Raw genomic sequence first — 395 nt, 5'->3', positions numbered from 1 at the left:
GCGCCGCCCTCCGCGGTGCCGGCGCCGGCCGGGCCGGCCGCGCGCACCCGCGGGACCGCGCGCAGCACCGTGGTGGAGGCGTCCGGGCGCCAGGTGCGCCGGGCGTCCGGGGAGAGGAACTCGCGCGCCACGGCCTGCTCACCGACCCCGGTGGCCGCCGCCAGCACGAAGCCGCGCACCACCTCCTCGGGCGTCGCGCCGGGCACCGGCCCCTGCGGGACCACCCGCAGCAGGCCGAGGCGGGGGTCGTCCTGCACGTGCCCGCCGGCCACCACCGGCCCCGAGCGCGGCAGGCCCGCGCACCCGGTCAGCGCCGCCAGCGCCAGCGCCACCACGGCCCGGCGCGGCGGCCCGGGCGGGCGGGGCGCGGCGCCCGTCACGGCACGGCCCCCGCC

The 395-nt window shown here is 85.1% G+C and carries 1 pseudogene; it reads right to left on the bottom strand.

Annotated features, from left to right (window positions below):
* A pseudogene (locus GTR00_RS22635) lies at positions 1-380 on the bottom strand (hypothetical protein); the annotation flags it as partial.
* Positions 381-395 lie beyond the last annotated feature (15 nt).

It is taken from the genome of Kineococcus indalonis, from assembly GCF_009906395.1.
GTDB classification, from domain to species: Bacteria; Actinomycetota; Actinomycetes; order Actinomycetales; family Kineococcaceae; genus Kineococcus; species Kineococcus indalonis.
The sequence above is the reverse complement of the archived record's forward strand: the minus strand, read 5'-3'. Positions and strand labels throughout refer to the sequence as shown.